The organism is Streptomyces sp. ISL-98 (assembly GCF_018614055.1).
GTDB lineage: Bacteria > Actinomycetota > Actinomycetes > Streptomycetales > Streptomycetaceae > Streptomyces > Streptomyces spiramyceticus.
This window is the reverse complement of the sequence record NZ_JAGGPB010000029.1, coordinates 59019-82577: the sequence shown is the minus strand read 5'-3', so window position 1 is coordinate 82577 and position 23559 is coordinate 59019. Positions and strand designations below refer to the sequence as shown.

At 70.8% G+C, this 23559-nt stretch carries 21 protein-coding genes; 14 read left to right on the top strand and 7 right to left on the bottom strand.

The features are described 5' to 3' along the window. Positions 1 to 108: 108 nt before the first annotated feature. Positions 109 to 897 (bottom strand): hypothetical protein, encoded by a 789-nt coding sequence (locus J7I98_RS20865; protein WP_214922453.1) that lies wholly within the window; start codon positions 895 to 897, stop codon positions 109 to 111. 204 nt (positions 898 to 1101) lie between these two features. Here J7I98_RS20865 and J7I98_RS20860 point away from each other — a divergent pair, with 204 nt between their 5' ends. After that, positions 1102 to 1710 carry a transglycosylase family protein gene (locus J7I98_RS20860; protein WP_214922451.1) on the top strand — a complete coding sequence of 203 codons (609 nt, stop codon included), beginning with the start codon at positions 1102 to 1104 and terminating at the stop codon, positions 1708 to 1710. Here J7I98_RS20860 and J7I98_RS20855 read toward each other — a convergent pair. Genes J7I98_RS20855 through J7I98_RS20845 form a run of 3 tightly spaced genes read right to left on the bottom strand, consistent with a single transcriptional unit; the run spans position 1676 to position 5467 of the window. After that, complete coding sequence (locus J7I98_RS20855; protein WP_214922551.1) at positions 1676 to 2371, bottom strand: ABC transporter ATP-binding protein; 696 nt, start codon at positions 2369 to 2371, stop codon at positions 1676 to 1678. The genes J7I98_RS20860 and J7I98_RS20855 overlap by 35 nt on opposite strands. A gap of 11 nt (positions 2372 to 2382) precedes the next feature. Beyond that, positions 2383 to 5022, bottom strand: a complete 2640-nt coding sequence (locus tag J7I98_RS20850; protein WP_214922449.1) for an ATP-binding cassette domain-containing protein — start codon at positions 5020 to 5022, stop codon at positions 2383 to 2385. A 4-nt stretch (positions 5023 to 5026) separates the two neighbouring features. Continuing rightward, on the bottom strand, positions 5027 to 5467 hold the full coding sequence (locus tag J7I98_RS20845) for a hypothetical protein (RefSeq protein WP_308377873.1): 441 nt from the start codon (positions 5465 to 5467) through the stop codon (positions 5027 to 5029). 189 nt (positions 5468 to 5656) lie between these two features. Here J7I98_RS20845 and J7I98_RS20840 point away from each other — a divergent pair, with 189 nt between their 5' ends. From J7I98_RS20840 to J7I98_RS20820, 5 genes are all read left to right on the top strand, one after another. Then, positions 5657 to 6139 carry a hypothetical protein gene (locus J7I98_RS20840; protein ID WP_308377872.1) on the top strand — a complete coding sequence of 161 codons (483 nt, stop codon included), beginning with the start codon at positions 5657 to 5659 and terminating at the stop codon, positions 6137 to 6139. Beyond that, on the top strand, positions 6117 to 7406 hold the full coding sequence (locus J7I98_RS20835; protein ID WP_214922446.1) for an ABC transporter substrate-binding protein: 1290 nt from the start codon (positions 6117 to 6119) through the stop codon (positions 7404 to 7406). Before J7I98_RS20840 ends, J7I98_RS20835 begins: the two co-directional genes overlap by 23 nt. A gap of 168 nt (positions 7407 to 7574) precedes the next feature. Next, positions 7575 to 8858: a glycosyltransferase family 4 protein gene (locus J7I98_RS20830; RefSeq protein ID WP_214922444.1), complete on the top strand. Its 1284-nt coding sequence runs from the start codon at positions 7575 to 7577 to the stop codon at positions 8856 to 8858. Further along, entirely contained in the window at positions 8855 to 9682 is an 828-nt protein-coding gene (locus tag J7I98_RS20825) for a hypothetical protein (RefSeq protein WP_214922442.1), read from the top strand. The genes J7I98_RS20830 and J7I98_RS20825 overlap by 4 nt, the downstream gene beginning before the upstream one ends. A 66-nt stretch (positions 9683 to 9748) precedes the next feature. Next, positions 9749 to 10723, top strand: a complete 975-nt coding sequence (locus J7I98_RS20820; protein ID WP_214922440.1) for a YafY family protein — start codon at positions 9749 to 9751, stop codon at positions 10721 to 10723. Here the strand turns inward: J7I98_RS20820 and ctaD are convergent. Next, positions 10668 to 12380 carry a cytochrome c oxidase subunit I gene (gene ctaD / locus J7I98_RS20815; RefSeq protein WP_251020924.1) on the bottom strand — a complete coding sequence of 571 codons (1713 nt, stop codon included), beginning with the start codon at positions 12378 to 12380 and terminating at the stop codon, positions 10668 to 10670. The two genes, J7I98_RS20820 and ctaD, sit on opposite strands and share 56 nt — an antisense overlap. Positions 12381 to 12815: 435 nt before the next feature. Between ctaD and J7I98_RS20810 the strand changes: the two genes are divergently transcribed. Further along, positions 12816 to 13031 carry an I78 family peptidase inhibitor gene (locus J7I98_RS20810; RefSeq protein ID WP_214922438.1) on the top strand — a complete coding sequence of 72 codons (216 nt, stop codon included), beginning with the start codon at positions 12816 to 12818 and terminating at the stop codon, positions 13029 to 13031. A gap of 147 nt (positions 13032 to 13178) precedes the next feature. Here J7I98_RS20810 and J7I98_RS20805 read toward each other — a convergent pair whose 3' ends face one another. Further along, complete coding sequence (locus tag J7I98_RS20805; RefSeq protein WP_214922436.1) at positions 13179 to 14204, bottom strand: phosphatase PAP2 family protein; 1026 nt, start codon at positions 14202 to 14204, stop codon at positions 13179 to 13181. A gap of 433 nt (positions 14205 to 14637) precedes the next feature. On the opposite strand from J7I98_RS20805, the gene J7I98_RS20800 reads away from it, so the two are divergent. Together J7I98_RS20800 and J7I98_RS20795 are read left to right on the top strand one after the other, a co-directional pair. Continuing rightward, positions 14638 to 16323, top strand: coding sequence for an MFS transporter (locus J7I98_RS20800; RefSeq protein ID WP_214922434.1), 1686 nt, complete (start codon positions 14638 to 14640; stop codon positions 16321 to 16323). A 71-nt stretch (positions 16324 to 16394) separates the two neighbouring features. Then, complete coding sequence (locus tag J7I98_RS20795; RefSeq protein ID WP_214922432.1) at positions 16395 to 17591, top strand: acyl-CoA dehydrogenase family protein; 1197 nt, start codon at positions 16395 to 16397, stop codon at positions 17589 to 17591. A gap of 13 nt (positions 17592 to 17604) precedes the next feature. Here the strand turns inward: J7I98_RS20795 and J7I98_RS20790 are convergent, their stop codons facing one another. Then, positions 17605 to 18042: a cell division protein SepF gene (locus tag J7I98_RS20790; RefSeq protein ID WP_214922430.1), complete on the bottom strand. Its 438-nt coding sequence runs from the start codon at positions 18040 to 18042 to the stop codon at positions 17605 to 17607. 321 nt (positions 18043 to 18363) lie between these two features. Here J7I98_RS20790 and J7I98_RS20785 point away from each other — a divergent pair, with 321 nt between their 5' ends. The 5 genes from J7I98_RS20785 to fxsB all read left to right on the top strand — a co-directional run bounded on the left by J7I98_RS20785 (position 18364) and on the right by fxsB (position 23558). Then, positions 18364 to 19185, top strand: a complete 822-nt coding sequence (locus J7I98_RS20785; RefSeq protein ID WP_214922428.1) for a DUF1684 domain-containing protein — start codon at positions 18364 to 18366, stop codon at positions 19183 to 19185. Positions 19186 to 19383: 198 nt separating this feature from the next. After that, positions 19384 to 20283, top strand: coding sequence for a S1 family peptidase (locus J7I98_RS20780; RefSeq protein WP_214922426.1), 900 nt, complete (start codon positions 19384 to 19386; stop codon positions 20281 to 20283). Positions 20284 to 20405: 122 nt separating this feature from the next. Further along, positions 20406 to 21116 carry a hypothetical protein gene (locus J7I98_RS20775; RefSeq protein WP_251020922.1) on the top strand — a complete coding sequence of 237 codons (711 nt, stop codon included), beginning with the start codon at positions 20406 to 20408 and terminating at the stop codon, positions 21114 to 21116. Positions 21117 to 21195: 79 nt separating this feature from the next. After that, positions 21196 to 21375, top strand: a complete 180-nt coding sequence (locus J7I98_RS20770) for an FXSXX-COOH protein (protein ID WP_214922424.1) — start codon at positions 21196 to 21198, stop codon at positions 21373 to 21375. A 14-nt stretch (positions 21376 to 21389) separates the two neighbouring features. Then, complete coding sequence (fxsB, locus tag J7I98_RS20765) at positions 21390 to 23558, top strand: radical SAM/SPASM protein FxsB, inactivated metallohydrolase extension form (RefSeq protein WP_214922422.1); 2169 nt, start codon at positions 21390 to 21392, stop codon at positions 23556 to 23558. The last annotated feature ends 1 nt before the right edge of the window (position 23559 follow it).

The window sequence follows — 23559 nt, the reverse complement described above, 5'->3', positions numbered from 1 at the left end:
AGTGCACGTAGGTGCAAACGACCCCACCGCCTGTCGGATGCGGGCCGAGCAGCGAATCCGCTGCTCGGCGAGGCCGTACGGGGTGCATTTCGCAGCCCGTACGGACCGTCAGGTGCCCGCCAGCGGCATGGCCGCGCCGACCAGCGTGCCGTTGGCCGCGGCCTTCGCCAGCGCGATGCGCAGGAGGTCCTCGCGCGGCTGCTGGCCGATCGAACCGACGCTCGCGGCGAACACGAGAACGGTGCTCGACTTGTTGGCGGCCGCGCGCCAGCCGTCGGTGACCTGGAGCGGCTGGTGGGCCTGCCACCAGGAGACGGGGGTGCCGCCGCCGGTGCCGGGCTGGAGCACGGCGTGCAGCTGGCCCATGGCGAGCAGCACGGACCAGCCGGGCAGCGCGGCGGGCATCCGGCTCAGGTCGCCGACCGGCTCGAAGCCCTGCTCGACGAGGAGCGGGAGGAACTCGTCGGTGCCGGCGCCGGCACCGGGGCGGGCGATGGGCCCTGTCGGCTCGACCACCAGCGCCGGGTGCAGCTGCCCCTCGATCAGCACGAGGCCGCTGGTGATGCCCAGCACGGCCTGGTCGGACGTGCCGGTGGGTCCGGCGCCCCGGCTGTCGGGGCCGCCGCCGGTGATGCTGCGTACGGCTCCCTGAAGCTGTTCCTCGGCGACCTGGACCACCTGCGACGGGATGCAGCTGGCGTGGGCGAAGGCGAGCACGGCGGTCTCGTCGCCGACGAACAGCACGGTGCTGGTGCGTTCCAGGTCTGAGTCGCCCTGGGTGCGGCAGGAGGTGCAGTCGTAGCTGCCCGGGGCGCTGTCGCCGGCGAGCAGACGGTCGGCTTCTTCATTGCCGATCTCGGCGCGTACGTCGTCGCTTACGTCGAGCATGCGCGGCACGGGGGGCTCCTCGGACTCGGTGCGGACGCCGGGCGGTTCCCGGCTCGTCAAGAAGACAACGGGTGATCTGTCGCCTGGGTCACGCGAAGAGGCGAACGGAATCGAACCACCGGGCGCAAATACGGTCGGCCGACCGGGTGGGCCCCGCCTGCCGCACCGCGCGGCAGACGGGGCGCTGCCGCCACTGCTGCTTAGCGTGACCCGATGACGAAGCTGACGAAGTTTCCGTCCTCCCGTCGCCTGCCTGTTGTCCTGCTCGCCGCCGCGCTGCTGGCCTCGGTGCCGCTGAGCGCCCGGGCCGCGCCCCTGCCTTCCACCCCTGGATCGCCCTCCGCCGAACGCGGCCGCGTCGCCGCCGGCTTCGTAGCGTCCGACTGCTCTGCCGGCAAGTCGCCCTGGGACTGTCTCGCCGAATGCGAGAGCGGTGGCCGCTGGTCCACGAACACCGGCAACGGCTACTACGGCGGGCTCCAGTTCAGGCAGCCGACCTGGAAGGCGCACGGTGGGCTCAAGTACGCACCGCGCGCCGACCTTGCCACGCGGGAGCAGCAGATCAAGGTCGCGGTGAAGGTGGTGGCCACGCAGGGGTGGGGGGCTTGGCCCGTCTGTTCGCAGCGCCAGAATCTGGCAGGCCGCACCCATGTCGTGAAGCCGGGCGACACCCTCAGCGGCATCGCTCGCCATTACGGCGTCAAGGGCGGCTGGCAGTCGCTCCACAAGGCCAACGTCCGGGTGATCGGCCGCAACCCGGACCGCATCATGGTCAGCGCCAAACTGCTCATTCCGTCGGGGAGGAGCGCGAAGGCGGTGTGAGCTCGGACGCCTCGCCCCGGAACACGACCGAGCCGCGCCGCAGTTCGTGCACGATCACCAGGTGTGACGCCGTCCGGGCCGACAGGGCGGGCGGCACTCGCTGTTCGGCGATCACGACCGCCGCCTCCGCTGTGAGGCCGGTGAGCAGTTCGTACGTACGGGCGGCCATGGACGGGGACATGCCCTGCGTGGGCTCGTCGACGAGCACCACGCGTGCGCGGGACAGGACGGCGCGGGACACGGCCAGCATCCGTTGCTCGCCGCCGGAGAGGGTGCCTGCGCGACGGGGGAGCAGGGCGCGCAGCGCCGGGTAGCCGTCCAGGGCCAGCGTGAAGCCCTTGTCCGGGGCGGCGAGTTCCAGGTTCTCGGCGACCGTGAGGGTGGCGTATACGGCGTGCCGGTCGGGTACGAAGCACAGGCCGCGGCGGGCGCGTTCGTGGGCGTGGAGGCGGCTGATGTCCTTGCCGCGCCAGAGGACGCGGCCCGCGGTGAGGGGGACCGTGCCGGCGAGGGCACGCAGTACGGTCGTACGCCCGGAGCCATTACGGCCCAGCAGGACGGTCAGCGGGCCGCCGGCCGGGACGGGCAGGTCCACTCCGTGCAGGGCCTCCAGCGGTCCGTAGCGCACGCGTGCGCCGCGCAGCTCGATCTCGACAGTCATGGGCTCGGCGGTCATGGTCGGATGCTCCCCGCCTCCATGGTGTGGACGGTGTGCGCGATGCCGGCGACCAGGTCGAGGTCGTGTTCGACGACAAGGACGGCCATACCGTCCGCCGCCAGGGCGGCCATGACGCGGGCCAGTTGCTCGGCCTCCGCCGTGTCCAGTCCCGCGGCGGGTTCGTCGAGCAGGAGGGTGTGCGGGCGGCCTGCGAGCGCCCTGCCGAGCTCGACGCGGCGGAGGGTGCCGGTGGGCAGGCCGGCGGCGGGGTGGTGCCGTACTGCGCCTGCGAGGTCCAGCAGGCGCAGTACGGCCTCCACGGCGCCGGGGTCCGCGTCGCGCAGGTGGCCCTGTTCGGCGCCGAGCCGGACGTTCTCCTCGACGGTGAGGGACGGGAAGACGGCGAGCTCCTGGAAGGTCCGGGCGATGCCGAGCCGGGTACGGGCGTGGGCGGGCTTGCGGGTGATGTCCACGCCGTCCAGCTCGATGCTGCCCGCGTCGGGGCGCAGCGTGCCGCAGAGGCAGTGGAAGAGGGTCGTTTTGCCCGCCCCGTTGGCGCCGACGAGCGCGGTGACGCGGCCGGGGGCGACGGTGAGGTCTACGCCGTCCAGGGCGGTGAAGGCGCCGTAGGTGAGGCGGACGGCTCGGGCGCGGAGGGGTGGGCGCGCGAATGTTTCCCCTACCCTTCCCCAAGCTCTCAACTTCGTTCGAGCAGGGGAGACCCCATTCTTCCCGACCCTGGGGGCAAGCCCCCAGGCCCCCGGACGCCCTTGCGGGACCCCCCGGACGAAGTCCGGGGGAGTGTCCTCGAACTCCCCCGAGGACTGCGTCCAGGGGGGACCCCCATGGGCTGGCGAGGGCTGCCCGGCCCACCCCAGCGCGCTCACCGCCTTCGTCGCCGCCGCCGGATACCGGCCCAGCAGTACCGCCAGGATGCCGATCACCGCCGCCGCCGCGCCTCCCCTCGCCCCCGCGTCCAGGCCCACCAGTAGCGCCGCCGCCGCGCACGCCCCCAGCAGGTTGTCGGCGCCCAGGACCACGACCGCCGCGAACCACAGCAGCGCGCGCACGGGGTCGTAGGCCGCCGGGTCGAACGCGCGCAGGCCCATGCCCAGCATGCCGCCGCCCAGGGCCGCCAGGGCCGCGCCGGTGACGAAGGCCAGGAGTTTCAGGGCGGGTACGGGGACTCCTGCGGCCGCCGCGCCCGTCTCGTGGTCGCGCATCGCCGCCAGGGCCCGGCCCGTTCTGCCCCGGCGTAGTGCCGCGACGGCCAGCAGCGACGCGGCCAGCAGGACGAGTTCCAGGACGTAGTACACGCGGTCGTCCGTGAACCCCGCCGGGCGGCCCAGGCCCAGGCCGGACGTCGCGTACGGCTGCGCGAAGACGAACCGGCTCACCGCGACGCCGAACGCCAGCGTGGCCAGCGCCAGGGCAAGGCCCCTGCGGCCGATCGCGGGCCAGCCCGTGAGGACGCCCAGCGGTGCGACCAGAGCCACCGCCACGGCCAGGGCGGGGAGTTCGGGCACTTCAGGCAGGCCGGGGAGGCGGCCCGCCGCCAGCAGCGCCGTGAACAGGGCGCCGAGGCCCGCGTACGCCGCCTGGCCCAGCGAGATCTGGCCGCCCCTGCCCGTCACCACCACCAGCGAGAGCAGGACGACCGCCAGCGCCGGGACCTGGACCGAGGTGTGGAGGTCGGAGCCCGCGAAGCCCAGGGGGAGGAGGAACAGCACTGCCACCACCAGCCAGGCGGCGGGCGGAGCTGCGGGGAAGGCGGTGGTCGACGTACGGGGGAGGGAGTCCCGGACGCCCGGGCCGGGCACGGCCAGGGCCGCGATCAGCAGGGCCACCACGAAGAGGTTCGCCCCGACAGCCTGGACCAGGGGCTCGGACCAGCCGGACGGGTGGAGGCGCGTCATCTGGGCCTGAGCCACGCCGATCGCCAGTGCGCAGCCCACCGCCACCGGCAGGCTGCGCATTTTGGCCAGCACCGCCACCGCGATCACCTCGACGACGAGCAGCGGCAGTCCGTACGGATCGAGGCGTACGTACGGCGCCAGCAGGACGCCCGTCAGACCCGCCGTGAACGAGCCGAACGCCCAGCCCGCCGCGGCCACCCGGTCCGCGTCGATCCCGCCCAGCACGGCCAGCGGCCGGTTGTCCACGACGGCCCGCAGCTCGCGGCCGAACCGGGTCCACCGGGTCACCGCGCCCACCAGGGCGGCGAGCAGCAGTACGGCCGCCAACTGGCCCCAGGGGTCGTCGGAGAGCAGCACGGGAGCGTCCGGGCGGGCACCGCTGCCCCACACCAGCGCCGCGCCCCCGACGAGGAGGACGAAGACGCCGATGGAGGCGACGAGCGTCTGCGCCGGGCCGCTCTCCAGGACCGCCAGAGGGCGGAAGACGCCCCGGTCGAGCAGCAGGCCGACGCCGGGCGCGACGAGCACCAGGGTGACGGCGGCCGCGAGGGGCAGGGGCCAGTCCCATTCGACGTTCAGCTGGCGCAGTACGTATGCGCAGACCATGGCGATCGCGCCGTGCGCCAGATTGAGCACGCCGGTGGCGCGGTACGTGACGATCAGCCCGATACCGGTGAGGGCCGCCGCGCTGCCGACGGCGAGCCCCGCCAGCGTGAGTTCGTACGTCAGCGACGCCACCGGGTCAGACCTCGGGCCGGCAGATCGGGCAGGGCTTGAGCGCGGAAGCGCCGGAGGTGTCGTCCGGCGGCGCGGCGCCGGGTTTGCCGGTGACGAGCGGGCAGTCGGGCCGGTGCAGGAGTGTCCCGCCGGGGACGCGGAGCAGAGGCCCTTCGGCTGACGGCGGCGGCGTTTCGACCGGCTCCGCTTCCGTTTCCGTGTGCTGATCCGTCGTCGCGTCAGGCCCCTGGCCGCCGCGCGAAGTCAGCAGCACCGCACCCGCGACGATGAGCGCCGCGCCGGGCACGGTGCAGGAGGCGAGGTACGGGAGCTGCCGTTCGGCGTAACGCTCACCGGACACCCCGTACCAGCCGATCACGCAGAGCACCGCACCGACGGCCAGGGCCGCCAGACCGGCCCACAGCACGGGGCGCAGCGCCCTCTCGCGCGGTCGCGTCCTCTGCACGGGGACCCCCTGGGAGGAACTTGCGGTTCTGTACGAGCCTGTCCTTCGCGGCGGATACGTTGCACTATGCCGTGAAGCGACAGACCCTGGAAGCATCGGGCCGGACGGCCCGATGTGCTCGTCGGACACCCGGTGGTGAGCCAGATGGTCCTCGGCAGACACCCTCGTACTCGTACCGCGGCCTGGGCTGTGGCCGCAGTGCTGATCCTGGTACCCGCAGCGGCAGGTTGCGGGGATGACGACGACGGTGAGGAGACGCCGCCGTCGCCGCCGCCCGCGACCAGCGCCCCGGTGACCCCGGAGGGCAACGCGCCCGCCGACCCGGCAGCGGCCAGGGCCGAGGTCGAGAGGAACTGGAAGACGTTCTTCGAAGCCACGGCGACGACTGAGGAAAAGGTGAAGGTGCTGCAGAACGGGGAGGTGCTGCGGCCCCTGCTGACCGCTTTCGGCAGTGACCCGAACGCCAAGAAGTCCTCGGCGAAGGTCACCGACGTCAAGTTCACTTCCGCCACCGAGGCGGATGTGACGTACGACCTGCTTGTCGGCGGACAGCCCGCGCTGCCCGACAGCAAGGGCACGTCCGTCCTCCAGGACAACGTGTGGAAGGTCTCCGCCAAGACGCTGTGCGCGCTGGTCAAGCTCAGCGGCAATGCGACCGCGCCGGGCTGCTGAATCCCTGCTGCTCGCGGCGCTGTTCCTGCTGAGCGCCGCCTGCGGCAGCCGGCTGCCCGAGAGCGACTTCGAGGATCGCGGGAGCGCGCCGCCGCCCACCGGGACTGCCGGGCCGACGGTACGTATCGGCATCATCACCAGCGCGACGAGCCCCGTCGGCGGGGAGGCGTTCACCGGTCCCAGGGACGGCGCCAAGGCCTATTTCGACGCCCTCAACGCCGACGGCGGCATCGACGGCCGCAAGGTCGAGGTGTTCACCTGCGACGACGGCGGCAGCGGCGTGGGCAACAACGACTGTGTGCACAAGCTGGTCGACGAGCGGAAGGTCTTCGCGCTGGTCGCGACCACCGCCCTGGACTACGCGGGCGCCCCGCTGGTCGCAAAGGCCGGCGTCCCCGACATCGGCGGCCAGCCGATCGGCACCGCGTACGACACCTACCCCCACCTGTACAGCATCTACGGCAGCCAGGCCCCGCGCACCGGCTCCGAGCCGGGCTGGAACGGCACCCTGTACGGCGGCACCGAGGTCTACCGCTACTTCAAGCGCGAGCAGGGCGCGCGCACCGCCGCGGTGGTCGCGTACAACCAGTCGGCGTCGGCGGCGTACGCCCGGCTCATCACCCAGGGCCTGAAGGCCGAGGGCTACCGGGTGGTCACCGAGCAGGTGGACTTCGCGCTGCCGAACTTCCGTGCCGTGGCAGCGGACTTGAAGGACCGCGGAGTCGACCTGGTGTTCGATGCCATGGATGCGCACGGCAACGCCCAGCTGTGCGAGGCGATGGACGCGGTGGGCATGGAGGTCACCGCGAAGGTCACCAATGTCCAGAACTGGTCCGCCACCGTCCCCGAGGATTTCAAGAACGCGCCGCGCTGCCGCAACGCCCTGTGGGTCACCGGGTCCAGCCGCAACTACGAGGACGAGAGCCACCCGGCCGTACGGGAGTTCCGCGAGGCGATGAAGGGCCGGTCGCTGTCGCAGTGGCAGTTGGAGGGATGGGCGGCCGCGATGTGGTTCACGGACGCCGCGAAGTCCTGCGCCGCGAAGCTCACGCGGGGGTGCGTCGAGGCGTACATCAACCGCGAACAGTCGTACACAGCAAGGGGGTTGCTGCTTCCTGTGACGTACGAGAAGAGGGCCGAGCCTCCGAAGACCAGTCGCACCTGTCTGTCCGTGGCCCGGTGGAAGGACGGGGACGGCTGGGTGACGCAGGGCGGGGACATGACCCGCAACTGCTTCACCGTTCCGCAACTTCCATACCGGCCCTGATGCACAAAAGCGGAGATTGGTTGCCTGGTTGTGCTATCGATGCCACAACCGTTAAAGAACGATTTGACGCGGACCAGACCAATTCGAGACCGCCAAGTACAGTCACATTTGTGACGGCAGGCGGACCATCGCGCCGTCCGCGGAACATCACGGGGGTCACGTCGGCATATGCACATTTCATTCCTTCTGCACAACGCTTACGGCATCGGCGGGACGATCCGTACGACGTTCAACCTTGCCCAGACGCTGGCCGAGCAGCACGACGTGGAGATCGTCTCGGTCTTCCGCCATCGCGACGAGCCGACGCTGGGCGCCCCCGCCGACGTACGCCTGAGTCATCTGGTCGATCTCCGGAAGAAGAGCCCGGGCTACGACGGCGACGACGCGCAGTACGCGCTCCCCGCCAAGGTCTTCCCCGCCGGTGACAGCAGGCACCGGCAGTACAGCCGCCTCACCGACACGCGCATCGCCGCGCACCTGAAGTCCATGGAGGCGGACATCGTTGTCGGAACCCGCCCCGGACTCAATGTGCACATCAGCCGGCAGACCAGGCGCGGCCCCGTCCGCGTCGGCCAGGAGCACCTCACGCTCGACAGCCACAGCTACCGGCTGCGCCGTGAACTGAGCCACCGTTACGCCCTCCTCGACGCCGTCACCACCGTGACGGAGGCCGACGCCGCCGCGTACCGCTCCCGCCTCAAGCTGCCGGGCGTACGCATCGACGCCGTGCCCAACAGCGTGCCCGTACCCGCCGTCGCCCCGGCCGACTCCAGCTCCAAATGGGTCGTCGCGGCCGGCCGCCTCACCAAGGTCAAGCGGTACGACCTGCTGGTCGAGGCCTTTGCCAAGGTGGTCGCCGCCCGCCCCGACTGGCGGCTGCGGATCTACGGCAACGGCGACGCGACCGGCAACGAGAAGAACGCCCTGCGCGCCCTCATCAACGAACGCGGCCTCTTCAACCACGTCTTCCTGATGGGCACCACCAACCCCATAGAACCCGAATGGGCCAAGGGCTCGATCGCCGCTGTCACCTCCAGCCTGGAGGCCTTCGGCATGACCATCGTCGAGGCGATGCGCTGCGGACTGCCCGTCGTCTCCACGGACTGCCCGCACGGCCCGGGCGAGATCATCACCGACAACGTCGACGGGCGGCTGGTGCCGAGCGGCGACGCCGACGCGGTCGCCGATGCGCTCCTCGGCCTGATCAACGACGATGAGCTGCGGCGCACCATGGGAGCGGCAGCACTGAAGAGCTCGGCCCGTTTCGATCCGGCGCGGATCGCCGAACGTCACGAGGCCCTGTTCACCGAGCTGGTCGCGCGCGGCGCCAACGGCCGCTCGCGCAGCCGCCTCCAGGACGCCCTGTACCTCTCCCGGGGAGCGGTGCTCGACGGGGCGTACTCCCTCCGCTACAAGGCCGCCTCCGTGCTCCGGAAAGGGCAGACCGCATGACCACCACCCCGACCCGCACCGGGCCGCCGCGCGCCGACTGCATCGCGGACTCCGCGGGCGGCATCACCTTCGACATCGTGGGTGAGGATTCGCCCCGCGCGGTGCTCGTCCTGCGGCGGCGCGGCAGCACATCGGCCGCCGACGAGATGCGGCTGCCGCTCACCCCCGCGGGGGAGGGCCGACTGCGCGCCGTGCTGCCCAGTACGGTCGAACTGCGCGAGGGCCGCTGGGACGCGTTCACCGACCACGGGGGCGAAGCGGGGGAGGAGCGCATCGAGCCCGGCGTCCGCGACCTGCGCTCCCTCGTCGACCGCCACCCCGACCCGGGCCGCGCACAGGTCGCCGTACGCATCCCGTATCCGACCGCCGACGGCAAGCTCGCGGTGCGAGCCTGGCTGCGCGCGCCGCACGCCGAGGCGGGGGCCATCACCTTCGGGCAGAGTGCGATGACGGTGGAGGGACGGCTGTACGGGGCCGTGCTCGGCGCCGACGCGGCGGTGGAGGCCAGGCTGCGCGGCGCGAAAAAGGACGTGCACCGGGTGCCGGTGACGGGCGGCGAGGAAGGCACGTTCGGCTTCACGCTGGCGTACGCGCCGCTGGCCGAGGGGCGCGGGGACGAGCAGCGGCTGTGGGACCTGTGGCTGTGCGCCGCGGGCGACTCCGCCGGGATACGGATCGGGCGGATCCTGGACGACGTATGGGAGAAGAAGGGCGTCTTCCGCTACCCGGTGCTGCCCGTCGAGGGAGCGGCGCGTCCGACGACGGCCTATCCGTACTACACGGTCGACAACGACCTGAGTGTGCGACTGGACTCCGCGAACTAGCCGTTGGAGGCGACTCTGGGTGTTCGAGGACAGAAGCTGTCCTCGAACGCTGGCAGACTCGCCTCCATGTTGGAGACCTCCGCACGTCTGCTGCGCCTGCTCTCGCTGCTCCAGGCCCACCGCGAGTGGACGGGCCCGGCCCTCGCCGACCGTCTCGGCGTCACGCCGCGCACCGTACGCCGCGACGTCGACCGGCTGCGCGAGCTCGGCTACCCCGTCGACGCCAGCCCCGGTACGGGCGGCGGCTACCGGCTCGGCGCGGGCGCCGAGCTGCCGCCGCTGCTGCTCGACGACGAGGAGGCCGTGGCCGTCGCGGTCGGCCTGCGCACCGCCGCGGGCCACGGCATCGAGGGCATCGGCGAGACCTCCGTACGCGCCCTGGCCAAGCTCGAACAGGTACTGCCCAGTCGGCTGCGCCGCCGCGTCGGCGCGCTCAACGCCTTCACCGTCCCCATGCTGCGCGGCCCCCAGTCGTCCACCGTCGACGCCTCGGTGCTGACCGAACTGGCCAACGCCTGCCGGGACAGCGAGCGGCTGCGCTTCGAGTACAGCGACCACAGCGGCAGCTCGTCCCGCAGGACGGTCGAGCCGCACCGCCTGGTCTGCACCGAGCGCCGCTGGTACCTCGTCGCCTGGGACCTGGACCGGTCCGACTGGCGTACGTTCCGGGCCGACCGGATCACCCCGACTCCGCCGCACGGCCCGCGCTTCGTCCCGCGCGATCCCCCGGCCGAGGACCTCGCGGCGTACGTCTCCAAGGGCGTGTCCACGGCGGCGTACGCGGCGAACGGCGTGATCCGGCTGCGCGTGCCGCTGGCCGAGGCGGCACCAGCGGTCAGCCCCAGCGACGGCGTACTGGAAGCCGTCGACGAGCACAGCTGCCTGCTGCGCACCGGGGCGTCCAGTCTCGATGTCATGGTCATTCACATCCTGCTGCTCGGCTTCGACTTCGAGGTGGTCGAGCCGCCGGAGCTCACGGACCGGATCAGGTCGGCCCGTGATCTCCTCGCACGCGCTCTGGATCGAGGGCCGCAGGCCTGACCTGGGCGGCCTGCTGGATCGCCGCGTACTCGGGGTGGTGCAGATCGAAGGCGGGCGACTCGGAGCGGATGCGGGGCAGCGTGACGAAGTTGTGGCGGGGCGGCGGGCAGGACGTCGCCCACTCCAGCGAACGGCCGTAGCCCCACGGGTCGTCGACCTCGACCCTCTTCCCGTACTTGGCGGTCTTCCAGAGGTTGTAGAGGAACGGCAGCGTGGAGAGGCCGAGCAGGAACGCGCCGATGGAGGAGACGGTGTTGAGGATCGTGAAGCCGTCGGCCGCCAGATAGTCGGCGTACCGTCGCGGCATCCCCTCGGCGCCCAGCCAGTGCTGGACCAGGAACGTGGTGTGGAAGCCCACGAACAGCGTCCAGAACTGCATCTTCCCGAGCCGCTCGTCGAGCATCTTGCCGGTGAACTTCGGCCACCAGAAGAAGAAGCCCGCGAACGTCGCGAAGACGACCGTGCCGAAGACGACGTAGTGGAAGTGCGCCACCACGAAGTACGAGTCGGTGACATGGAAGTCGAGCGGCGGTGAGGCAAGGATGACGCCGGTCAGGCCGCCGAAGAGGAAGCTCACCAGGAAGCCGACGGCCCACAGCATCGGTGTCTCGAAGGAGAGCGAGCCCTTGAGCATCGTCCCCGTCCAGTTGAAGAACTTCACGCCGGTCGGGATCGCGATGAGGAACGACATGAACGAGAAGAACGGCAGCAGCACCGCGCCGGTCGCGAACATGTGGTGCGCCCAGACGACCACCGAGAGCCCGGTGATGGCCATGGTCGCGCCGACCAGCATCACGTAACCGAAGATCGGCTTCCGGGAGAAGATCGGGATGATCTCGGTGATGATGCCGAAGAACGGCAGCGCGATGATGTAGACCTCGGGATGGCCGAAGAACCAGAAGAGGTGCTGCCAGAGCAGCGCCCCGCCGGACTCGGCCTCGAAGACCATCGATCCGAACCGCCGGTCCGCCTCCAGGACCAGCAGCGCCGCCGCCAGTACGGGGAAGGCCATCAGCACCAGGATCGAGGTGAAGAGGACGTTCCAGGTGAAGACCGGCATACGGAACATGGTCATGCCGGGCGCGCGCATCCCGATGATGGTGGTCAGGAAGTTGACCGCGCCGAGGATCGTGCCGAAGCCGGAGAGCGCCAGGCCCATGATCCATAAATCGGCGCCGATGCCGGGGGACCGCTCCAGGCCGTTGAGCGGGGCGTACGCGAACCAGCCGAAGTTCGCCGGGCCGCTGGGGACGAGCAGCGAGCCGAGGACGATGAGGCCGCCGAAGAGGAACAGCCAGTACGAGAGCATGTTCAGCCGGGGGAACGCGACGTCGGGCGAGCCGATCTGGAGCGGCATGATCTCGTTGGCGAAGCCGGCGAAGGTCGGGGTCGCGAAGAGCAGCAGCATGATCGTGCCGTGCATCGTGAAGGCCTGGTTGAACTCGTTGTTGCTCATCAGCTGGAGGCCCGGCCTGGCCAGCTCGGCGCGCATCATCAGCGCCATCAGGCCGGCGATCAGGAAGAAGACGAACGACGTGATCAGGTAGAGGTGCCCGATCTTCTTGTGGTCGGTGGTCGTCAGCCAGTCCACGATCACCCGGCCCCGCTGCGGGACCCGTGCGGGCCCCGCGAGCGCCTCGGCGGTGTCCGTCCCCATCGATGTACCCCCTAGCTGTACGTCGGGCTCGTACTCCGGGCTCGTACTCGGGCTGGGGAACATGATGCTCGCGCGGGCCCCGGATCCGACAGGGTGCGTACGCGGCCGGCTCGCCGGACGGTGCGGATTGTGTGCGGAGTCCGTGAATTCGCTACGGCCCGTCAGCTTTCTGCGCCGCTCCTGGCGGGGGGAATTCGGGAGAGCGGGCCGGCGGGTGCGTCGAAAGAATTACGGAGAGACTATTCAGTGATCATTTCAGGGCCCCGGAATTCACACTCTCCCCGCGCGGAACTGCCCTATCGGGTGAAGGGCTTCACGGCAAACAATCGTCGTGATCCTGTGACACAAGTGTGACCGGTGAGGTACCTGGGGCGTTGACCGAGAGCCCGGGCCCCCGACTTTCTTCCCCGCCCCGGGCCGCCTACGGTGAATCACATGGCACCCATACCGACACCCTCCGCACAGCCCGACGACGCTCCCGAGGCGTACGTCGGCCTCGACTCCACCAGCGCGGAACTGCTGGCCCGTGAGCGCGGCTGGACCACCGTCAGGGCACTGCCGCCGGGCTCGATCATCACCATGGAGTTCCTGGCGGGCCGGCTCAACTTCGAGGTCGACAACGACATCGTCACCCGCTGCTGGAAGGGCTGACCAAGGCCCCGGGAGGGCGCTGACCAAAGCTCCGGGACGGCCTGGAGAAACAACGACGAAGGCCCCGGCGGCTCCATCAGGAGCCTGCCGGGGCCGTCGCGAGCGGGGAGAGGGCTGTGCGTACCGTCCCCGCGGTCTCGGGCTGCGTCAGCCGCCGGCCACCGGCCGGGGCGACGCAGCCGGGCGGGCGGTGGTGCCCGTACGGTCCGCGTGCGGCGGACGGCGGCTGCCCGCCGGTGTCACGGGGGTCCGCTCCGAACGGACCGCGTGCGGCCGGGGGGTGAGGTGTGCGTTGGTCCTGTTGACCGCGGGGCGTCCGCCGCTGCCCGCGGTCACCGGCTCGCGTACGCCGGGCTCGCCGGTGGACGGCCGGCGCTGCGGGAACACTCCGGGCGTCAGACGGCCGCCGGCCGGTGCGGGACGTGCGGCACCGAGCCTGCGACGCGCGCGCCAGGACTCGCGTACCGCGAAGACCCACGCCTCGGTGCGGCCGATCAGCGGCTCGAACCAGGGCAGGCTCAGCAGGATCAGCAGCCCCGCCGCCCAGCCGAGCAGCACATCGCTCAGCCAGTGCGTGCCCAGGTAGACGGTGGTCGCGCCGACTCCGAGCGCGACGACGGCGGAGAGCACCGACAGCCAGCGCCGGGCCCGCGGAGTGGTCGCCAGATAGGACAGGATGCCCCAGGTCACTACGGCGTTCGCGGTGTGGCCCGAAGGAAATATATCGCCGCCGGCAAACATCTCGGCGGAGCCGATCTCGGTCGCGTAGTGCGGACCGAGGCGGCCGAGACCGAGCTTGACGGCGCCGACCGTCACGTTCAGCAGGAGCAGGGCCGCGCCCAGTGCCAGCAGCGGGCGCAGGGTGTGCTGACGCCAGGAGCGCCAGCCGAGCCAGGCCGCGACCATCACGGCGGTGGGGCCGCGCTGGCCGAGCACCACGAAGTAGTCGAGGAAGGCATGGAGTTCGGGCCACTGCTCGTACGGCCGGAACAGCATGACCTTCCAGTCGAGGGTCACCAGCCAGGACGTGATCAGCACAGCCCAGACGATGGCGATGTAGAACGCCAACGTCGAACCGAAGAGAACCGTACGGGTACGGCTCATCCCGGGGATCTCTATCTTCGGCGGCTCCGGTTCCCGGTCCAGCCGGGCAAAGATTTGGTCGGTACGCACTCAATCGACGTTACAGCGAGTGAGCGTCAAGCCCGGCCCATCCGGCTGCTTTGTGATGACGATGTGATGTGGGCTGTGTCTCATCCCGATGTTTATTACCGGCCAATCCGGAAAGCGCTGTGGTCCTGTTCCCTATTTATTCGGAGGCCGTCAAGGAAGGCTGATTGCCCGTCGGGGAATTCGGTTCACCTGAACTCAACTTGGAATTTCCCGCTCACTCATGAGGGCCCAAGATCGCCGACGGGGTCCCGGCGGCGTGGCGCACGCCACACCGTGTCGTCCGCCCCATGAGAGGTGCGACACGCGAGACGGGCGTGGACTCGCGTACTCTGACGGCTCACTCGCCCGTCGATGCCGGGCCCCGCGGGACGTTGGACAACGCCGTCCTCGCCGGGTCCACCGAGCGCGAGGGATTCCACTGGGAGGTACGTACATGTCAGGGACGACCACGGCCGGAACACAGCGGTCAGCGGGCGCCCCCCGGCATCGGCCGGACCTGACTGCCGTGGCCGGCAATCGCTGGGTCGTTCTGTTCGTCCTGTGCGTCAGCCTCCTGCTCGTCGCCCTCGACGCGACCATCCTGCACATCGCGGTGCCGGCCGTCACTGAGGACCTGCGTCCCGGGTCGATGGCGCTGCTCTGGATCGTCGACGCCTATCCGCTGGTGTGCGCCTCGCTGCTGATCCTCTTCGGCACGCTCGGCGACCGGGTCGGACGCCGCCGCATCCTGCTACTCGGTTACGGGCTCTTCGGCGCCGCATCCGCGCTCGCCGCCTTCGCCGACAGCCCGAACGTCCTCATCGCGGCCCGCGCCCTGCTCGGCGTCGGCGGCGCGATGATCATGCCCGCGACGCTGTCGATCCTCCGTCAGGTCTTCCCCGACCGGCGCGAGCGCGCCGTCGCCATCGGCGTCTGGACCGCCGTCGCGGCCGTCGGCGCCGCCACGGGCCCCGTGCTCGGCGGCTTCCTCATCCAGCACTTCTGGTGGGGCTCCGTCTTCCTGATCAATATCCCGCTGATGGCACTGATCCTGCCGCTCGGCCGCTGGCTCCTGCCCGAGTCCAGGGGCAGCGGCCGGGGCCCGTGGGACGTGCTTGGCGCGCTGATGGCGGCGGCCGGTGTCCTCGGCGTGGTCCTCGGCGTGAAGCGGGCCGGCAGCGGCGAGAGCATCGCCGACGCCAGGACGCTCCTGCCGCTGCTGCTCGGCGCCGCGCTCCTTGTCCTCTTCGTACGACGCCAGAAGATGCGGCACCATCCGCTCATCGACGTGCGGATGTTCGCCAGGCCCGCCTTCTCCACCTCCGTCGGCTGCATCGTCCTTGCGATGCTGGCGCTGGTAGGCCTGGAGCTGATCGCCGTCCAGTACCTCCAGCTCGTGCTGGACCTGAGCCCGCTGGAGACCGGACTGCGGCTGCTGCCGCTCACCTTCGCCGCGATGGCGGCCGGCGCCACCGGCTCGTACACCCTGCAACGCCTCGGCCCACGCGCCATGGTGTCGCTCGGCTTCACGCTCACCGCCGGCGCCGTTCTCGTCCTGACGCTGATGGGACAGCACGACCGGCCCGCGTTGCTGACCATCGGTTTCGTGCTGCTCGGCTTCGGACTCCAGACCACCCTCTTCGGCGCGTACGAGTCGATGCTGAGCGAGGCCCCCGCCGAGCAGGCGGGCGGCGCGGCCGCCATCGGCGAGACCTCCTACCAGCTCGGCGCCGGCATGGGCATCGCCCTGCTCGGCAGCGTCATGAACGCCGCCTACGGGCCGGGCGTCACCGAGATCCCCGGCGTCTCGCCGGCGGAAAGCTCGGGCGCGGCGAACTCGCTCGGCGAGGCGTACACGGTCGCGGACCAGATCGGCGGCCCCGCCGGGGACGCGCTGCGCTCCACCGCGCGCAGTGCCTTCGTCCACGGCCTGCATGTGACGCTCTTCGTCAGCGCGGGCCTGCTGCTGCTCGGCGCGCTGGCCGCACTGAGGCTGCCGCGCCTGATGGACTGCGCTGCGAAGGCCCCGCTCCCGGACCGCCGTCCGGAGGCACCGGGTGTTCCGGAGGCGCAGGGTGTGCAGATCCCGGCGCGCCGCGAGCCCGCCGAGCGGGCCGGGTCTGGACGCGCCGCGCGCTGACCCCGTAACGTCGGCGGCGAGCTGTAACTAACACTGCTAGTTTTACGCAGCGAGCCGCCGGAGGGCCAGCCATGTCCGCAACTTCCCCCTCGAAGCTTCCGCCGTTCGACCCCAGCGACCCGATCGGCATCGACGATCTGCTCGCCCCGGAGGACCTCGCGATCCGCGAGACCGTACGCTCCTGGGCCGCCGACCGCGTGCTGCCGCACATCGCCGACTGGTACGAGCGCGGCGAGCTCCCCGGCATCCGTGACCTGGCCCGCGAGCTCGGCTCGATCGGCGCGCTCGGCATGTCCCTGGAGGGCTACGGCTGCGCGGGCGCCACCGCCGTCCAGTACGGCCTCGCCTGCCTGGAGCTGGAGGCCGCCGACTCCGGCATCCGCTCACTCGTGTCGGTACAGGGCTCGCTCGCCATGTACGCGATCCACCGCTTCGGCTCCGAGGAACAGAAGCAGCGCTGGCTGCCGGGCATGGCGGCGGGCGAGATCATCGGCTGCTTCGGCCTGACCGAGCCCGACCACGGCTCCGACCCGGCCGGGATGCGGACGTACGCCAAGCGCGACGGCACGGACTGGGTGCTGACCGGCCGCAAGATGTGGATCACCAACGGATCGGTGGCGGGCGTCGCGGTCGTCTGGGCGCGCACCGACGACGGCATCCGCGGCTTCGTCGTCCCCACCGACGCCGCCGGCTTCTCGGCGCCCGAGATCAAGCACAAGTGGTCACTGCGCGCCTCGGTCACCAGCGAGCTCGTCCTCGACGAGGTGAGGCTGCCCGCCGACGCGGTACTCCCGGACGTCACCGGGCTCAAGGGGCCGCTGAGCTGCCTGAGTCACGCGCGGTACGGAATCGTCTGGGGCGCGATGGGCGCCGCCCGCGCCAGCTTCGAGGCGGCGGTGGACTACGCGAAGACGCGCGAACAGTTCGGAAAGCCGATCGGCGGTTTCCAGCTGACCCAGGCCAAGCTCGCCGACATGGCGGTCGAACTGCACAAGGGCATCCTGCTCGCCCACCACCTGGGGCAGCGCATGGACGCCGGGAAGCTCAGGCCCGAACAGGTCAGCTTCGGCAAGCTCAACAATGTGCGGGAAGCGATCGAGATCTGCCGTACGAGCAGGACGATCCTGGGCGCCAACGGGATCTCACTGGAATATCCGGTCATGCGGCACGCGACGAACCTCGAATCGGTGCTCACGTACGAAGGCACCGTCGAAATGCATCAGCTGGTACTGGGCAAGGCGCTCACCGGGCTGGATGCCTTCCGGTGAGCGGCCTTGCCCACTAGCTCTGGTTGAAGAAGCCGTTGTTGTCGCGGCCCGCGGCCTCGCCGCTGACGACGACCGTGTTCGCGGGGGACAGCAGGAAGACCCGGGTCGCCACGCGCTCGATCGAGCCGCGCAGACCGAAGGTCAGGCCGGCCGCGAAGTCCACGATGCGCTTGGCGTCGGAGGGCTCCATGGACGTGAGGTTCATGATGACCGGGACGCCGTCCCGGAAGAGCTCCCCGATGCCCCGCGCGTCCCGGAACCCGTCCGGGGTGACCGTGGCGATCCTGCGGCCGTGGTCCTCGGCCGCCTCGGAAGCCACGCGCACCCGCGGGTCTGTGACCCAGGGGTTGGCTGTCTCGTTTCCTTCGGCGTATTCGTCGTCGTAGTAGCGGTCGTCGTCGCTGTCCTCGACGAGTCCGAGCCAGGCACTGGCCTTGCGCACCGATCCCATGGGACGCCTCCTTTCACCGCGGTCGGTCTGTGTCCCGCTCCCCTATGGTCGTCCATCATGCGGATTGCGCGCCAAGTGGATAGTCGCCGCGCAGGGGATTCGTGACGGTACTGGTGCAGAACTTGTGGCGGTTCGTCAAGGTTCCCACGGCACAAGGCTGCTGACGGAGTGAAAAATAGGACCGTCGGGCCACACGGGTGATGAAGGGGACGTACGGGTGAACGGGGCAGTGACCGGCCCTCTGCTGACGGAGGCTCAGCCACGATGACTGCCTGACTGACTACCCGTGCCCAGCAGCGCCCGTATGGAAGGGTTGGGCGCATGAGCACAGACTCTCAGCAGGACTGGAAGCACTGGCACGAGCAGCGCATCGAGACCGTCTCCTCGGCGTACGGGCCGCTCTCGCTCACCGGCACCCACTGGCTCTCCGACTGCCCGGACGGTCGCATCCCGGATGCGCCCGGGCGATGGAAGGACGACGGCGACGCGGTGCTGCTGACCGCCGCGGCCGAGGACGGGATCAGCGTCGACGGACAGCCCCTGACCGGCGAGGTCAGGCTCACCGCGGACACCGGACCCATCCCCGCGTCCCGTGTCGAGACCGACGGGCGGCGGCTCTTCGTGATGAGCCGCGAAGGGCTGTGGGCCGTCCGCGTCTTCGATCCCGAGTCGCCCGCGCGGCGTGCCTTCGCGGGCCTCGAAGTGACGCCATACGACCCCAACTGGGTGCTGCCCGGCCGGTTCCGGCCGTACGACGAAGGGCGCACGACGATCCAGATCGAGAACGCGGACGGGCGTGTGCGCGGGCTCGGCCTCGCGGGCGAGATCGCCTTCGACATCGACGGCGAGGAGCACACGCTCCAGGTCGCGATCGAGGACGACGGCTCGCTCTGGGCTGTCTTCGCCGATGCGACCAGCGGCGTCAGCACCTACCGCTTCCGCTTCCTGCGGCCGCCCGCACCGGCGGCGGACGGCACGGTGACCGTCGACTTCAACCGGGCGCTGCTGCCGCCGTGCGCCTTCGCCGACCACTTCATCTGCCCGTTCCCGCCGCCCGGCAACACCCTGAGCGTCCCGGTCCCGGCAGGGGAGCGACGCCTCTCGCCGGGTGGCACCCCCGGGGCCGCGGGCGCCGGCCGCTGAGCCGGTCGCGGGAGGTCGTCCGGGGAAGGCGGGCGGCCGAAAGGCGCTCTTGCGCGGGAAGTTGACGCCGCGAATACTCCCGAACAGCGCTTGTCAGGGGCACAACGTGTCCGAAATGCGGACATGGTCACTGACTGCGCCTCACGGACCCGCTCCACCCACAGCGGGTCCCCTACTTCCCCCTGGGAGGAACGAGAAGTGAGGATCAAGCGCACCACCCCCCGCAGCGGTATCGCGAGACGAACCCGTCTGCTGGCCGTCACGACAGGACTCGTCGCCGCCGCCGCACTCGCCGTGCCGAACGCGAACGCCGACACGCCGCGCACGTACAGCGCCAACCAGCTCTCCTCCGCGAGCGACGCCGTCCTGGAGGCCGACGTCGCCGGTACCGCATGGCACGTGGACAAGGCGACGAACACCCTTGTCGTCACGGCCGACAGCACCGTCTCCCGCGCCGAAATCGCCAAGATCAAGCGCGAGGCCGGGACGAACGCAGGCGCCATACGCGTCGAGCGCACCCCCGGCAAGTTCTCCAAGCTGATATCCGGCGGCGACGCCATCTACGCCACCAGCTGGCGCTGCTCCCTCGGCTTCAACGTCCGCAGCGGAACGACCTATTACTTCCTGACGGCAGGCCACTGCACCGACGGCAACCCGCCCTGGTACACCAACTCCTCGCGTACCACGAGCATCGGCCCCACGGCCGGATCCAGCTTCCCGGGCAACGACTACGGGCTCGTGAGGTACTCCAACACCTCGCTCTCGCACCCGGGCACCGTCGGCGGCCAGGACATCACCAGCGCGGTCAACGCCACCGTCGGCATGTCCGTCACCCGCCGCGGCTCCACCACCGGCACCCACAGCGGCTCCGTCACCGGCCTGAACGCCACGGTGAACTACGGCGGCGGCGACATCGTCTACGGCATGATCCGCACCAACGTGTGCGCCGAGCCCGGCGACAGCGGCGGCCCGCTCTACTCCGGCACCCGCGCCGTCGGTCTGACCTCGGGCGGCAGCGGCAACTGCTCCTCCGGTGGTACGACCTTCTTCCAGCCGGTCACCGAGGCGCTCAGCGCGTACGGCGTCAGCGTCTACTAGAACCGGGCACCGCCGGACAACTGCAGCCAGCAGCACGCGAGTCCCCGCCCGGTCGACCGGGCGGGGACTCGCCGTCGCACGAAGGATTCACACGAAGGATTCGACCGAAGGGGGGCCCGCCGTTGCCCGAAGCACGCCCGGACCACGGCCTGACCGCGGCGGACGCCCAGCGGCGCATCCGCCGCAGTCCGCTGCTGTTCACCGCCCCGCTTGTGCTGGTCTCCGTCTTCGTCGCGATGCTCGTGTGGGAGGTCGTCCGCAGCAATGTCTCGCGCGAGACTCAGCAGGACTGGCCCTGGCAGCTGGAGCTCCTCGACACCCAGACCCTCGGCAGCCTGATCGCGGTCGGCGCCGGTGTGGGCTTCGCCCGAGCCCAGTACGCCCGCACCGCACGGCCGATGCTCGGCTGGCGGGCGGGCTGGCTGACCGGCGAATTCGCCCCGGACGTCCGTGCCTGGGACGTCGGGGTGTTCAACAGCGGCCAGCACAATGCGGTGATAGAGGAGGTCGCTTACCAGGTGAAATACCGGGAGCGTGACAGTTCCCCGCGGCCCGGCGTCCCGTGGACGGACTACATCGGCCTGGTCGACGCACTGGACGAGGCGGGACTGAAGCTGGCCAGGGACTACCGCTGCGAAATCCTGGGAGCCGGATTCCCGATGATCGGGTCCGGGAGTTACGAGACCGTCCGGGCCGGCGCGTTCACGGAACGCTTCGTCCGCGAGGTCGACGCGGTGTACATGCGCGTGCGCGTCACGGACGCCGTGGGAGACAGCCATGAGCGGGTCATGAATCTTCTCAAGGGTGCCATGTTGGAGCTCGAGAGCAGCTGATGAGCGGTGCTGTGCCACGATGACGGGGAGCCGCACAGTGCCGCGTAAGCCTCACAAGCCGAGAAACGAGGGACTGCCCATGAAGTCGGCAAAGGCCGCGAAGACCGCTGTACGTACCGCACGTACTGAGAAGCCGCGCACGCCACTGGCCGCCATCGATCCGCGTGACGCCGAATCCGCCAGGACGCTCGGACGGGTGATCACCGTACGACCGAGCCGTCCCGGCAACCACGCAGCGACCTTCAACTCCGCCCTCTAGACGCAGACGTCGTCATGGCCGGATCGCTGATCCCGTTCCGGGCGATCGTCCTCAAGGTCCACAGCCGCTGCGATCTGGCCTGCGACCACTGCTACGTCTACGAGCACGCCGACCAGAGCTGGCGCACTCGCCCCAGAACCCTCTCCGACGAGACCGTCTCCCAGGTCGCGCACCGCCTCGCCGAACATGTCAAGTCCCATGCGCTGGACGCCATTTCGGTGATCCTGCACGGGGGTGAACCGCTCCTCGCAGGGCCCGAAAGGCTCCGGCGCATCTGCGCGGAGCTCACCGAGGCCCTGACCCCGGTCACCACGCTCGACCTGCGCATCCACACCAACGGCCTCCGGCTGGACGCCCGTTGCCTCGACCTCTTCGCCGAGTACGGCGTCAGGGTCGGCGTATCGCTGGACGGCGACCGGGCCGCCAACGACCGTCACCGCCGCCACGCCGACGGACGCAGCAGTCACCCGCAGGTCGTCCGCGCCGTCGAGCTGCTGCGCAGCGCGGCCTACCGCCACCTGTATCTCGGGCTGCTCTGCACGGTCGACGTCGCCAACGACCCGGTCGCGGTGCTCGACGCGCTGGCCGCACTCGACCCGCCGCGCGTCGACTTCCTTCTGCCGCACGCCACATGGGACACCCCGCCGGACAGGCCGGGCGGCTCGCCCACCGCGTACGCCGACTGGCTGCTCGCCGCACACGGCCGCTGGGAGGAGCTGGGGCGTCCCATGGAAGTACGGCTCTTCGCCTCCGTCGAATCCACCCTCGGCGGCGGCCCGAGCCTCACCGAAGTGCTCGGCCTTACGCCCACGGACCTGGTCGTCGTCGAAACCGACGGCATGCTGGAGCAGGCCGACTCGCTCAAGACGGCGTACGACGGCGCCGCCGCGACCGGCTTCGACGTCTTCACCCACAGCCTCGACGAGGTGGCCGCCCACCCCGGCATCCGCGCCCGGCAGCTCGGCCTCGCGGGCGTCAGCGGCACGTGCCGCCGCTGCCCGGTCGTACGCTCCTGCGGCGGCGGCCTGTATGCCCACCGCCACCGGACCGGCACCGGCTTCGACAACCCTTCCGCCTACTGCACCGACCTCAAGGCCCTGGTGCGCGGTATCGAGGAACGTACGCCGACCTCTGCCGTCCTCCTCGACTCCATTGAACTGGCCGTGCAGCAGCGGCAGTTGACCCGAACTCTGCTCGCGCACCTGAACGTCGAGCTCGACGGGCGCGGCGGCCGTGCCTGGGACGAGGCGTGGGAGCTGGCGGCCGAAGTCGAGACCCGCTCCGACGCGCTGGACGACGTACTGGCCCACCCCTACGCACGCACCTGGCTGCTGCGCTGCCTCGAAGCCCTGGACGAGGGGCGGCCCGAAGCCCTGGCCAATGACCTCGGCTCCTACGTCGCCGCCGCAGCGGTCCGGGGCGGCCTCGCGCTGTCCGTCCCGGTGAACGGCGCAGACGGCACTGTTCATCTGCCCACGCTGGGCACGCTGCGGGTACGGCCGGGGTGCGGGCGTACGGAAGTGCGGGCGGCCGGGGACGGGTTCGCTGTACGGCAGGACGGTACGGAGAGCCGGATCACGGACTGGCGCCCGGTGCGCCGAAGCGGCGGGCTGCCCGGTCTCGCGCTGGACGACACCGACCCGTACCGCGACTGCTACGAGACCCCCGCCCGTCCCCGTCTCACCGACCGCGAAGCGAGCGCCCTCAGCAGCCGCCTCACCGACGTCTGGGCTGAGCTGCGCGAGACCGTGCCCGCCCAGGCCGAGGAGGCCGCCGCCGCCCTCGCCACCCTCACGCCCCTCACCGCAGGACCGGTCCGTGCGGGCCGTCACGGCTACGGCGCCCTGGGCATCCCCGCCTCCGTCACCGCCCCAGGGCTGCTGCGCGGCTTCCGCAGGGCGAAGCTGCGGGCACTGCACGAGGTGACCGACCTCTTCCACCGCGACATACCGCGGGACACCGGGCGGCTCCGGCTGCTGGCGGACACGTACGAGCGCGTGGGAGTCGCGGCGTATCTGCGCGCGGGCGGAGCCGGTCAGGAGCGGCTGCCGCGGCTCGTCGCCGGCACCGGACGGGCCCTGGAGACCTTGGAATCTCCCTGGTTCACCGCTCAACTCACCCTGAACGGGGGGAGACTGGTGGCCGCGCTGCGTGAAGAGTGGGAGAGAGACGTTGAGCGATGAG

Coding starts and splice junctions, on each gene's coding strand:
- J7I98_RS20820 (WP_214922440.1), top strand. CDS start 9,749: ATGTTGGAGACCTCCGCACGTCTGCTGCGCCTGCTCTCGCTGCTCCAG.
- J7I98_RS20795 (WP_214922432.1), top strand. CDS start 16,395: ATGTCCGCAACTTCCCCCTCGAAGCTTCCGCCGTTCGACCCCAGCGAC.
- J7I98_RS20790 (WP_214922430.1), bottom strand. CDS start 18,042: ATGGGATCGGTGCGCAAGGCCAGTGCCTGGCTCGGACTCGTCGAGGAC.
- J7I98_RS20830 (WP_214922444.1), top strand. CDS start 7,575: ATGCACATTTCATTCCTTCTGCACAACGCTTACGGCATCGGCGGGACG.
- J7I98_RS20860 (WP_214922451.1), top strand. CDS start 1,102: ATGACGAAGCTGACGAAGTTTCCGTCCTCCCGTCGCCTGCCTGTTGTC.
- J7I98_RS20770 (WP_214922424.1), top strand. CDS start 21,196: ATGAAGTCGGCAAAGGCCGCGAAGACCGCTGTACGTACCGCACGTACT.
- J7I98_RS20835 (WP_214922446.1), top strand. CDS start 6,117: ATGCGACCGCGCCGGGCTGCTGAATCCCTGCTGCTCGCGGCGCTGTTC.
- J7I98_RS20855 (WP_214922551.1), bottom strand. CDS start 2,371: ATGACTGTCGAGATCGAGCTGCGCGGCGCACGCGTGCGCTACGGACCG.
- fxsB (WP_214922422.1), top strand. CDS start 21,390: ATGGCCGGATCGCTGATCCCGTTCCGGGCGATCGTCCTCAAGGTCCAC.
- J7I98_RS20785 (WP_214922428.1), top strand. CDS start 18,364: ATGAGCACAGACTCTCAGCAGGACTGGAAGCACTGGCACGAGCAGCGC.
- J7I98_RS20800 (WP_214922434.1), top strand. CDS start 14,638: ATGTCAGGGACGACCACGGCCGGAACACAGCGGTCAGCGGGCGCCCCC.
- ctaD (WP_251020924.1), bottom strand. CDS start 12,380: ATGGGGACGGACACCGCCGAGGCGCTCGCGGGGCCCGCACGGGTCCCG.
- J7I98_RS20825 (WP_214922442.1), top strand. CDS start 8,855: ATGACCACCACCCCGACCCGCACCGGGCCGCCGCGCGCCGACTGCATC.
- J7I98_RS20810 (WP_214922438.1), top strand. CDS start 12,816: ATGGCACCCATACCGACACCCTCCGCACAGCCCGACGACGCTCCCGAG.